This window comes from Bradyrhizobium sp. LB8.2 (genome assembly GCF_040548035.1).
Taxonomy (GTDB): domain Bacteria; phylum Pseudomonadota; class Alphaproteobacteria; order Rhizobiales; family Xanthobacteraceae; genus Bradyrhizobium.
The window spans coordinates 401,735-412,644 of the sequence record NZ_JBEPQV010000002.1; the positions used below are offsets into that span (position 1 = coordinate 401,735).

12 protein-coding genes are annotated in these 10,910 nt (G+C 59.0%); 10 read left to right on the top strand and 2 right to left on the bottom strand.

What is annotated here, in order from left to right:
• Positions 1-257 precede the first annotated feature (257 nt).
• Positions 258-1,427 carry a sensor histidine kinase gene (locus ABIB06_RS04235; protein ID WP_354044545.1) on the bottom strand — a complete coding sequence of 390 codons (1,170 nt, stop codon included), beginning with the start codon at positions 1,425-1,427 and terminating at the stop codon, positions 258-260.
• An 892-nt stretch (positions 1,428-2,319) separates the two neighbouring features.
• Between ABIB06_RS04235 and ABIB06_RS04240 the strand changes: the two genes are divergently transcribed.
• The 6 genes from ABIB06_RS04240 (at position 2,320) to ABIB06_RS04265 (ending at position 6,623) form a co-directional block, all read left to right on the top strand.
• Positions 2,320-3,039 carry a DJ-1/PfpI family protein gene (locus ABIB06_RS04240; protein ID WP_247341677.1) on the top strand — a complete coding sequence of 240 codons (720 nt, stop codon included), beginning with the start codon at positions 2,320-2,322 and terminating at the stop codon, positions 3,037-3,039.
• Positions 3,040-3,285: 246 nt separating this feature from the next.
• Positions 3,286-3,687: a response regulator gene (locus ABIB06_RS04245; protein ID WP_354044546.1), complete on the top strand. Its 402-nt coding sequence runs from the start codon at positions 3,286-3,288 to the stop codon at positions 3,685-3,687.
• Positions 3,688-3,774: 87 nt separating this feature from the next.
• Positions 3,775-4,563: an alpha/beta fold hydrolase gene (locus ABIB06_RS04250; protein ID WP_354044547.1), complete on the top strand. Its 789-nt coding sequence runs from the start codon at positions 3,775-3,777 to the stop codon at positions 4,561-4,563.
• The gene (locus ABIB06_RS04255; RefSeq protein WP_354044548.1) at positions 4,564-5,724 is read left to right on the top strand and encodes a PAS domain-containing sensor histidine kinase; all 1,161 of its coding nucleotides are present in this window, start codon (positions 4,564-4,566) and stop codon (positions 5,722-5,724) included.
• Between the two features lie 261 nt (positions 5,725-5,985).
• Positions 5,986-6,270, top strand: a complete 285-nt coding sequence (locus ABIB06_RS04260; RefSeq protein WP_354044549.1) for a hypothetical protein — start codon at positions 5,986-5,988, stop codon at positions 6,268-6,270.
• A 152-nt stretch (positions 6,271-6,422) separates the two neighbouring features.
• On the top strand, positions 6,423-6,623 hold the full coding sequence (locus ABIB06_RS04265) for a hypothetical protein (RefSeq protein WP_247447815.1): 201 nt from the start codon (positions 6,423-6,425) through the stop codon (positions 6,621-6,623).
• Positions 6,624-7,208: 585 nt separating this feature from the next.
• Here ABIB06_RS04265 and ABIB06_RS04270 read toward each other — a convergent pair.
• On the bottom strand, positions 7,209-7,940 hold the full coding sequence (locus ABIB06_RS04270; RefSeq protein WP_354044550.1) for a Crp/Fnr family transcriptional regulator: 732 nt from the start codon (positions 7,938-7,940) through the stop codon (positions 7,209-7,211).
• A gap of 566 nt (positions 7,941-8,506) precedes the next feature.
• Here ABIB06_RS04270 and ABIB06_RS04275 point away from each other — a divergent pair.
• The 4 genes from ABIB06_RS04275 (at position 8,507) to ABIB06_RS38860 (ending at position 10,736) form a co-directional block, all read left to right on the top strand.
• Complete coding sequence (locus ABIB06_RS04275; RefSeq protein WP_247342604.1) at positions 8,507-9,271, top strand: Crp/Fnr family transcriptional regulator; 765 nt, start codon at positions 8,507-8,509, stop codon at positions 9,269-9,271.
• Positions 9,271-9,645 carry a cupin domain-containing protein gene (locus ABIB06_RS04280; protein WP_247342606.1) on the top strand — a complete coding sequence of 125 codons (375 nt, stop codon included), beginning with the start codon at positions 9,271-9,273 and terminating at the stop codon, positions 9,643-9,645. The genes ABIB06_RS04275 and ABIB06_RS04280 overlap by 1 nt, the downstream gene beginning before the upstream one ends.
• Positions 9,646-10,262: 617 nt before the next feature.
• Complete coding sequence (locus tag ABIB06_RS04285) at positions 10,263-10,442, top strand: hypothetical protein (RefSeq protein ID WP_247342609.1); 180 nt, start codon at positions 10,263-10,265, stop codon at positions 10,440-10,442.
• A 102-nt stretch (positions 10,443-10,544) separates the two neighbouring features.
• Positions 10,545-10,736 (top strand): DUF7662 domain-containing protein, encoded by a 192-nt coding sequence (locus ABIB06_RS38860; protein WP_502916510.1) that lies wholly within the window; start codon positions 10,545-10,547, stop codon positions 10,734-10,736.
• Positions 10,737-10,910 lie beyond the last annotated feature (174 nt).

Below are 10,910 nucleotides of genomic sequence, written 5' to 3' on the forward strand. Positions count from 1 at the left end.
GCCTTTAGCCGCGCCGGAATTCAGGCGCCGAATTCCGCTGAAGTGGAGGCCTCGAACTTTCCGAGCCTCACCAGCGGCGCAAAGCATCGGCTGTCACTCCGACCTTACACGAAACGGCTGGCCAATTTTTTCTCGGATTAACACTGATTGGAATGGCCATATCGATCGGCTCAGTCGTCTACATCGTCATGCTGCGAAATCTGTTAAAGCTGGAAGCTCTCTGAGGATGTGGGGTATTCGCGTCGGTCGACGGCCGATTATCTCATCAGGGGAAATGTCAAGGTCGTCGTCGTGCCGCTTTCGTTACTTTCCTGGTTGATAGCGCCTCCTATCTGCCTGGCAAGCGAGGCGATCAACTTGAGCCCAGACCCATTCTGGTGGGCGCCTTGGATCCCATGTCCGTCATCTGAGACCGTCAAGCGGGCCTCGCCGTACCCGACCCCTCCAACCAATCGGACCCTGATGGTGCCGCGGCTGGTGCCAAACGCATGCTTGATGCTGTTCATCGCAGTCTCGTTCAAGATAAGCCCGACCGGCAACGCCCGATCAATGCTCAATTCGAGTTCGTCGCATTCAACGTCGAGTTCAACCTGATCAACCTGCTGGCGGATCGCGCTGCAAAGAGCCCGAATGTATTGGCCAAGCCTGACAACCTGACCTTCCTGTCGAGGGGCGAGCTGATCGTGCGCGAGAGAAATTGCGGTGATGCGATTTGCAACTTGGTCGAGGGCCCGGCGGGCCTCGGGGTCATTGTAACGGCGCTTCTGGATAGATATCGAGGATAGAACGAGCTGGAAATTGTTCTTCACACGATGCTGCATCTCGTTAAGCAAGACCTCGCGATTTTGCGCTTCAGCGAGAGCCTCTATCAGCCTAGCCTCTTGATCCGGCCGAGCCGTATAACGCAAAACAATAGCTATCAATGCAGCCGCCGCCGTTAGAAACTCAGTTGTATCCTCGCTGAAGTCGCGCGGCGTCGTGCTGTCTACTTCCAACACCCCCCATGCCGCGCCATCAATCAGAATCGGCACGTTGCTCAAGGAGACGATGCCGTGTTCCTTTAGGAAATCGGAGCGGAGGTAGTCATTGTCCTCACCAAATTCCTTGATGCTGACCGGCTCTGCTGTTTGGTAGGCTCGCCCTGGCGCAGAACGCAGGCCGATCGAGAACGTAGCTGCGCCGACCGCACCGTCCTTCCATCCGACACCGGCGAGAAGGAGGAGATCGGACGTCTCAGGACGGTATCGAAGGATCTTGACGTGATGAATCTCGACCGCGCGGGCGATCTGGACAACGATTTGGCCTAAAAATCGGTCAAAGTCGCCGGTCTCACCCGAAAGTCGTCCAATGTCGACCAGAATACGAATGTGACGCCGGAGCTTCTCCAGTACCCACTCCCCGCCTTGTTCACCGGACGCGCCCTTCATGATCCCTCAACGCTTATATCGAGGAAGGGTGCCGAAGACACGATCGCGCTGTCGGCTTAATTTGAGCAGCGAAGTTCGAACGGCACAGGTCAAGTTCATCTTGTTGGAACTGACGTACCTACTGTCCGTTTCGCAGTGCCCCGCGCGCATTGCACACCGACGACCAGCGCGGACTGATCGGGAAGCTCCGCAAGCTGAATAGGCCGCATCTTAACTTGTGACATGGCCGATTCGGTGAAAAGCTGGCCTATGCTTGAGTCCGTGCACGATCGCGCCCAACTTGCCATCGACGAAGCCTGCCAGCTGAGAGATCAGCGGCAAGAGCTTGTGCAAACGGCCGAGGTCGTGCGGAGTGCTTGCCGACTAGCCATTCTCGAAAGCGCTAGCATGCGCGCAGAACTCAGAGCTTATCGGAACGACAACGAGTAAGGCCGGCTTTATCGGCGGCCTCCATTTTATTCCAGCGCTGGATTGAGCCCGGCTCGCGGGACGCTATTGCGCTCCCGTTTGCGGCTGTGGACCTACTGAACCAACGTCAGAAGCCGCCCAGCATTCAATGTCACCGCTGCGGCGCGAATCTTAGGCTCTTCCACAGACTTTTCGAGGCTCGGCAGGGGCGGCACGGCTTACGTCCACAAGGCACGGGCGCTGCCCGACGCACTACCGGAGGTGGCCGTAATCCTTCTCGCAAAACCTATTTGGCGTACCAGATGATAGGGCCCTACCCAGAAGGTGGAAAGCTTCTTCCGGGGAGTTTCGGACCATTGAGATCGGACCTGCCGCGACAGCGAAGATGGATGTGACGAAGGCGCAACGGGACTCAGGACTAACCTGGCTTGTCCGGTTATCTGGGTTGGCCGGCCAACCCAGGACCTGTGAAGGAGGAGTTCGGATGGCAGCATCCCTTGAGATCGCAATCCTTCTCTATCAGGGGGTGACGGCGCTCGATGCGGTCGGCCCCTGGGAAGTGCTGTCGCGCCTCCCCGGTGCGAAGGTGCGGTTCGTCGGCAAGGAAGTCGGACCTGTCGTCGCGGAAGGCGGCAGGCTTCTGCTCGGAGCCACCCACTCGATCGCGGAGACAACCGCTCCAGACGTGGTGGTTGTTCCCGGAGGCTCGACAACGCCGGGCCAGATGGTCGACGACGAGGTCCTCGAGTGGCTGCGTAAGGTGCACCGGAGGGCCAGGTGGACCGCCTCGGTCTGCACCGGGGCATTGATCCTTGGCGCGGCGGGAATCCTGAAAGGGCAGCCCGCGACCACGCATTGGTACAAGATGGGCGTGCTCCGGACCATGGGTGCGAAGCCCAGGCCCGACGAGCGCGTCGTGCGCTCCGGGAAGGTCGTTACGGCGGCCGGCGTGTCGGCCGGCATCGACCTGGCGCTATGGCTGGCCGGCGAGATCGCCGGGGCCGAACAGGCTGAGGCTATTCAACTGGTTATCGAATACGATCCGCGTCCGCCCTTCGATGCCGGTCACATGAGCAAGGCCTCCAAAGAGGTACAGCGCCTGGCCAAAAAAATGATGGACGACAGCATCCCCGCCGACCAGCGCCGGCTCGTTCCCACGATCGCTTGGAATCGGTTCATCGACCTCATCCGCACAGGGCGATAGTGCCCCGACCGGAGGTGCCGGCGGGAAGTGCCTTACCGACGTTCGTCCCTGCGTAGGTGCGTCTCGGGCCGACGATTGGCGAATTGACTGCTCCCAGCCCATCGGTGAAATCTGCACCAGCATTTCTCCTGATTTTTGCTTGGTGCGATCGCAAGAAAAAGTGAACGCTTCGTCCTTTCCTCCGTTGAGGCGGGTGGCCTACCCGTCGTGAACTGCGGATGCCGTTTTGATAAAGAATGCGATAGGATGCACCTGAGCAACTCTCCCGGCCCCGCAGAAAGATCGACCATTCTTCTGGTGGAGGACGAAGATCTTCTCCGCGAGATGCTGGAGGAGACCTTAGTCGAGGCAGGTTATGGCGTCCTAAGCGCCGCATCCGGCGAGGCGGCGGCCGATCTGCTAGTCGGAGCGCCTCTGCCGCGGGCACTCGTCACCGACGTCAACCTGGGTCGCGCTGGGATCGATGGGTGGGCGCTCGCCCGCCTCGCACGGGAACACGATCCAAGCTGCGCGATCCTCTACGTCTCTGGCGGCAGCGCTCATCGCTGGGCCTCCAACGGCGTGCCGCGCAGCATCATCCTGCCCAAGCCCTTCGCGCCGGCGCAGTTGGTCGAGGCTCTGTCGGATCTCCTGATCCGGAACTCCTGATCCCTGCCCGCCCGAAAAAGGGTTCCGCTCAAGTTGACGCTAGGCTTGTCAAAAGAATGATAATCGCCTGAAGCGAAGGAGAATCGGGTGTCAGTCGAATTCCGCAACAACGTGCAGGTCCGCGGCCGAGGCGAGCGGGCCATGATGTTCGCTCATGGATTCGGATGCGACCAGAACATGTGGCGCTTCGTGGCGCCGGCCTTCGAGTCGGATTTCAGCACGGTGCTGTTCGACCACGTCGGAGCGGGACGCTCGGACCTCACCGCTTATGATCGCCAGAGGTATTCCAAATTGTCCGGCTATGCCGAGGACGTCGTCGAGATTGGGCAAGCGCTGGGGCTGAAGGGCGCGGTCTTCGTAGGGCACTCCGTCAGCGCAATGATCGGGGTCTTGGCCGCGGTCAAGGACCCCACGTTGTTCGAAAGCCTCATCCTTGTGGGGCCTTCGGCGCGCTACATCGACGATGGCGACTATTTCGGTGGCTTCAGCGCCCAGCAGATCGAAGAGCTTCTTTCGTTTCTGGAGGAGAATCACATGGGGTGGTCGGCGCAGATGGCGCCTGCCATCATGGGCAACCCGGAGCGGCCCGAACTTGGCGAGGAACTGACTAACAGCTTCTGCCGTACAGATCCCGCGATCGCCAAGGAATTTGCCCGGGTTACGTTCCTCTCCGACAACCGCGCCGACCTGGCCAAGGTCAAAGCGCGCACACTGATCGTCCAGTGCAGCGAAGACATCATCGCCGGACAACAGGTGGGTGCGTACGTCCAGCGCAACATTCCGAACAGCAAAATGGTCGTGCTGAAGGCGACCGGCCATTGTCCCAACCTGAGCGCGCCCGACGAAGTCGTGGCCTCCATCCGAGAATTCGTCTGAGTGAACAACAATCATCCCGCCGACAGCGATTTCGAAGACCTCTACGAAAACGCACCCTGCGGCTACCTGTCCGTTCGTCCGGACGGTCGCATCGATCGCGCCAATCGGACTTTGGCGGACTGGATGGGCTACCCACCCGATGACCTTCCCGGGATGCGGCTGAGCGACTTGCTCACCATGGCGGGACGCATATTCCTCGAGACCCATGTCGCGCCGCTGCTGCGCATGCAGGGCTTCTTCGACGAGTTCGCGCTCGATCTCCTGACCAAAAACGGAACGCGGCTGCCTGCGATCGCCAACGCCCGCGAGCGGCGTACCGACACAGACGCGCTTCTGTTCACCCGCCTCACGATCATGCGCGCGGCGGACCGGCGTCGCTACGAGCGCGAGCTCATCGACGCCCGCAAGCAAAGCGATGAGCTCAAAACTGTGCTCGAAGAACGTCTGCGCCAGGAGCGCGAGAACGCGGAGCTGCGTGAGCAGTTCATCGCCGTGCTCGGTCACGACTTACGCAATCCTCTCGCATCGATCGCAGCCGGTGCACGGCTGATGCTCAAGGCCAAGACTCCGGAAGACGCGCTGCGGCTCGAGGCCATGATGCAGAGCAGCGTGGGCCGCATGGCCAAGATGATCGAAAGCGTCATGGATCTGGCGCGCGGCCGCCTCGGAGGAGGCATCTCGCTGTCTAAGGCCATCACCGCCGTCGAACCCGTGCTGGACCAGGTTGTGGCCGAGTTGGTCGCGGCCCATCCGGAGCGCCGCATCGAGACCAATTTCGAGGTCGAGAGGCCGGTCTTCTGCGATCCGGCCCGCATCGCCCAGTTGTTCTCGAACCTGCTCGGCAACGCGATCAGCCACGGCGCGCCAGACCGGCCCGTGCGGGTCGAAGCTACCGCCAAAGCAGAGATGTTCGAACTCTCGGTGGCTAATGGAGGCGCGGCTATTCCGGAGGAGGCTCGCAAGCGCCTGTTTCAGCCGTTCTACCGAGGAAAGGCGCACGGCCCTTCGCAAGGACTGGGACTTGGTCTGTACATCGCGTCCGAAATAGCGAAGGCACACGGAGGTTCAATCAACGTTGACTCGACCGACACAGAAACCAAGTTCACGTTGCGAATGCCCCTTGGAGGCGATGGCTCGCTCCCGCCGCATTCCGCGCCATAAAGCGAGCGGTCTTCGGCGGGCATCGTTCACAAAATGTGATCGAGGCAGGGCGGCGAATCCAAGGCAGCAATCGGCGTGCATCGAGCATTAGGAACGCGCGCGGGCTTCTCGGCATCTTCCATTGCCATTTCGTCGTCACTGCCGCCTTTCAAAAATGAACGAGCGATTGTCGTGACTGGTTCTCATTACCTCAGGATTTATCGGCGGCGGGCGTGCGGGACTTTCTACCGAAGCTGTCAGGAGGAGAGGCGGAGAACGGGCTTGCGCCTGCTCCGCGGCTGGCTCACTGCGCAGCAGCGCGCACAGTTCGATCGGAAAGGCTATTTCGAAGTGGTCGGGTGCGATACGGGTACGCGCTATCGCATCCGTCGGGGCACGTCGGCCAATGTCCGCGAGATTGATGCATCCGGCCGGCTGGGAATGGGATGGTGCTTTGTACCGGTTGGCGAGCTCGTCGAGGGAGACGTGATGCTCGTGCAAAAGATAGCCTTCGAGACGAGCGAACTTGAGACGCTGGCGATCGCCAAGAACTTCTATGGATGGTGATTGTCGGCGGTCTGAGACGCTCCGTTCACCAGCGTATCGCCGATGCGTGGCGCAACCACGTTCCGTGTTCACTTGTGCACAAAGTGTCTAATCGTTAAATCACGGTTGCTGTACCAACGATCGCGCTACCCGCCAACAGCAGGAGTTGCGCCGTGGCCTACAACAAACCTTTCAATATTGCCATCATCGGAGCTGGCGCAACAAAGCTGTCGGTGGTCGCTCTCGATCTGGAAAATGCGGATGAAGCGTGCGCGCTTGCGAAGCGGATGGCTGAGATGACTGGGCGAACTGTCACCGTTCGCGATGCACATGGCGAGGTCCTCGGCATTTTTCCGGAAGCCAAGAAGAACTAGGAACAGCCAACGGCAATCGGTGTACCTGATGCCGACGCTCTTTCGACTCCAGTAATGAGGGCGCGCCCGTCCGGACGGGCATGGTGATGCATTGAACGAAGTCGACAGGGGTGAACAGCATTCTTGACGTAAGCGAGCCAGAGAGCACGCAAGGCGACGTACTTAAAGAGTCTCCGATCAGCAGCAGAGCCGAACTTCAATCGCGGCACCTTGCCAGCTTGAAAGCATCAGCTTCATTCCTCTCGCTCCGATGATGGGAGCGGGAGTCGGATTCATCAGCTATTGAGGAACCGTACTACGCAGCGCGATGCTGAAGAAGCCATCCGTGAAGAGCGCCACGCTATCGAAGTCCTCAACCGTACTGGTTCGGCCTTTCTTGCCGGCGATGGCATCAGGATTCCGTGCCGCGCGGGGCGTGTACTCATGGCATGGATGTCCGCTTCTGACGGCCGATCGGAAACGTCACATTGAGTCAGACCCTCACCGTGACCCGCAACGGACATTGTTCTCACCCCATACTTGAAGGGACGCCAATCGGCATTTAAAGAAGGCCGACCGGTCATCCCGGCAAGGCCGTGCACGCCGTCAGGATGGAGAAGCGTTTCCATTCTGGTGCAGATAAGCTGCATCAAATCCGCCCTCAATGAGGACTTTCTCGACGTCGATGAGCCTGACCATCTTATTCTGCAAATCAAGAACGCCATCTGCGCGCAGACCCTGAAGAACGCGATTGACGTGGACTACGCTCAACCCAAGCGCCTCCCCTAATTCGGATTGCGTAACAGGAAACTCGAACTCGTCATCGCCGACGAGTCCGACCGCCGCCAAGCGTTCGCGCATTTCGGCGAGAAGATGCGCCATACGGGCCGGTGCTTGGCGCACCGCGACGTTGACGATCCACTCTCGGAAGATTGCGGCATCGATCAGCGTCTCGCACCAGAAAGCGCGCGCGACTGCGGGCCGTTGCTCGATCAGCGCCGAAAGAGCGGAATGCTCGACGAAGCCCAGTGTCGCCGCAGATATTGTAGCGAGATCATGGTCCATGACCTTGAGAAAAAGGCTCTGTAGGTCCGGAATGTCTCCCGGAATGTGGAAGGACAGGATCTGACGCTTGCCGTTCTCGGCAATCTTAGACCGGCAGAGGAAGCCACTCTGGACCAAACAGCTACGTTTCGGGCAGTCGCCTTCGCGAATGACGTAAGTGTCCGCTGTCAACCGCCTTACATCGACGGGCAGCGCCTCAATCGCGGAGGCGTCCTCGTCGGACAGCCGAGTGTTCGCACGCAATCGTCGGATCAGGATTTCTGTGGGATGCATGATGAGTCTCCTGATGGCCGAGGGCAAGACCATCCGTTGAGGTCGGTTCACAGATGCAAAGAACACCTAATCCAAGTTGCAGGGCCAGGTGCAATTCGGACGCTACGACGAAAAGCCGAATCTCTCCGGAGTAAGGAACGAGTAACAGGTCCGAGCGGTCCTCATATCCTCTTATTCAGTTTAAGGAGATGAACTGACCGTGCGATTGCTTCCTGGCTGTACGCGACGAGTTCGGTTGTTGTCGAAAGCGTCTCCTTCGTGTGTTGAATACGTTCGGATGTATTCGTCATGCAGCGCACAATTTCCCGCCTAAGGCAGTCCATGCGCGCGTAGAAAGCGCTATTTTTGGCAAGTTTGATCCGATGCCGGGATGAACTCTGCCCGAATCAGGCCGCCTTGACCGTCGATGGAGGGATTCAGTTGATCTTGGGTGAATCGCGCCATAGAGCGCACTATTGGACTAGGGCGCGAGCACGACACTAAACTAGATCAAGGTCACGATTGTGCAATTGAGGTACAGGAGGCACCAAAAGTGTCGTCCGGCGTTCTCCCCGCGGAGGAAACCCATGGACAGCCCGCTAATCAGGAAACTGGAGCAGTTCGCGCCGTTCAGTGACGAAGACCGTCAATTGCTGAACCGTATTAGCTGTGAGCGGCAGCGACAGTATGGTCCGGGACAGGACATCATAAGGGAGGGGGAGCATTCTTCTGATATCCACCTCGTCATCACCGGCTTGGCATGCCGCTACAAACACCTTGAAGATGGCGCCCGTCAGATTATGGCGTTCCTGGTGCCCGGCGATCCCTGCGATTCGGAAATCTTCATCCTCGATGAAATGGATCACAGTATCGGGACATTAACGCCGAGCCTCGTCGCATCCATCTCCGGCGAAATCATGAAGGATCTCCTTCTCAATCGACCAAGCATCGCGCTGGCGTTCTGGTGGAACACCTTGCAGGACGAAGGCGTCCTGCGTGAACGCATCATCGATGTGGGCCGTCGCGACGCATACGCGCGAATCGCGTTTCTGACCTACGAAATATTCCTTCGGATGCGCGCCTTCGGAGTGGTGGACGACCAAAAGTTCGAATTTCCCGTGACTCAGACGGATCTGGCCGACGCGACCGGCCTCACACCAGTGTATGTGAACCGAATGCTGGGACGCCTCCGTCAGGAGAATCTGATCAGCATTGAGGGAAATACCTGGACGGTGTGTGATCCTGCCGGGCTGCGCAATGCGGCACGTTTCGAAAGCAATTATCTGCACCTCGATCGGGCAAAACGGGAGCCTGACAGCGAACCCGCCAAGCGAATGCGTGGGCTGATCTGATGTCTACTTTTCTGGATGCGCGGTCGTCTCCCGCTGAGGGCACTCCGATCAACCTGACGGAGATCGCGTCAGGTATGAGCTGGAGGGAAGCGTGCGAAACCTTGCGCGTTTGCTACAGGTCCGAAGCGTCTTCTCTCAGCATCCTGCCTTTTGACCGCGTTGAAAGCGGAGCACCCGACGACGGTTCCGCTGATGCCATCTATATTATCGTTTCGGGCTATGGGAGTTTGCGCCTGGACGGCAAAGAGATGGAATGCACGGCCGGCGATTTGCTGTTCATCCCGCGGGGCCACCCGCATCGCTTTGAACGCACGGATGGAGAGATCCGGATTTGGAAGATCAGTCTCGCCCGAGATTCTGCTGACAAGTCCTAGCTCGGTCACACATAGCCGTCGCGCCGCCTGCAGAGCGCTCGGCCTATCGAGTTCCGGTAATGCGCATCGCATCGTCCGCGCGTGGAGATTCCGACGCTGCAGCGGGCCAGCCTCTCGACGGCCTGGCGGAGATTATAGATTATGATGTCGCGCACCCGGCGTGCAGCGACCCTAGCCGGTCCGGGGGCTCCTCGCTTCACATGGCGAGACCAAGGTTTGTGCTTCGCGAGCGCGGCCGAGAGATAAGCCGAGTATATTCGACGATCTCGTCAGCCTCCCGAGCAGGGTGAGCGGCGTATCGAGCCCAAGCGCTTGGGCGGCCTTGAGGTTGACGATCAATTTCGAGCTTGTCGGATCGTTGGACCGGCAGATCGGCCGGCTTTTCACCTTTGAGGGTCCGGCCAGCATAGATCCCCGATTTGTTTGGTGGCGAAGCCTCCCAGGAGGCTCATCGAGCGGCGCCGACGCGCTTACCGTCGGCGCGGGTCCGAACTCCGCAGCTCTAGATTTGCAGGAGCCCAACATTTTAGCCTTGCCCTTCATGTCACCTCATTTGATAGCACTTGCGTTCGCCCTCCAGTTGCGGTTGAGTTAGCGTTTCAGGATTACAGGTCCAAATGGCCATCCATTTGATTGTGGCAAAAATTCTCAGAGACGAAGTTGCATCGCTTGGCATCCAGTCATCCGCCAAAGACTCGGAGGCGATCGCCGCTCGTATCTTTGAACGGATCACCGATCTTGAGTTAGAGCTGGCCGCGCGCAACTTCAACATCATCACGAGCCGCGAGCCGACGTGACGCGTCGAAGGGCTACGTCTGCTTACGATCCGCTACGGCGGAAGCTGGGAAGCATGCGGGGGCAAGCTGTTCGGCTGACATTTCCCGAAATCGAAGAGATTCTTGGAAGGCCTACCTGCCTCCGCGTATAAGTTCAGCGCGTGGTGGGGAAATGAAAGCTCGCGAAAAGCTGGTCACACGCAAGCTTTGGCGTGGCTGGACGCTGGGTTCACGGCCAGGGTATCTCTGAAGCAGCGAGCGGTTGAATTTCGTCAAACTGGTCCTTGCGCGCGCCCACCAGTCACGGATTCTTAGCGCGGGAGGACTCGCAATGATGACAAAAGTTCTGCGTGATGACCGTGCAGCAGGATAACTGCTTGGCTTAGTGCCTTAGAATTCGGTGGAGCATACGCTAAGCTCCTAGCCCGCATCTACTCGACCATTGAGTAGTGCGGGCCGAATTTGGATGCAATCAGCTGATCATGAACC

Coding starts and splice junctions, on each gene's coding strand:
- ABIB06_RS04235 (WP_354044545.1), bottom strand. CDS start 1,427: ATGAAGGGCGCGTCCGGTGAACAAGGCGGGGAGTGGGTACTGGAGAAG.
- ABIB06_RS04240 (WP_247341677.1), top strand. CDS start 2,320: ATGGCAGCATCCCTTGAGATCGCAATCCTTCTCTATCAGGGGGTGACG.
- ABIB06_RS04245 (WP_354044546.1), top strand. CDS start 3,286: ATGCACCTGAGCAACTCTCCCGGCCCCGCAGAAAGATCGACCATTCTT.
- ABIB06_RS04270 (WP_354044550.1), bottom strand. CDS start 7,940: ATGCATCCCACAGAAATCCTGATCCGACGATTGCGTGCGAACACTCGG.
- ABIB06_RS04275 (WP_247342604.1), top strand. CDS start 8,507: ATGGACAGCCCGCTAATCAGGAAACTGGAGCAGTTCGCGCCGTTCAGT.
- ABIB06_RS04280 (WP_247342606.1), top strand. CDS start 9,271: ATGTCTACTTTTCTGGATGCGCGGTCGTCTCCCGCTGAGGGCACTCCG.
- ABIB06_RS04285 (WP_247342609.1), top strand. CDS start 10,263: ATGGCCATCCATTTGATTGTGGCAAAAATTCTCAGAGACGAAGTTGCA.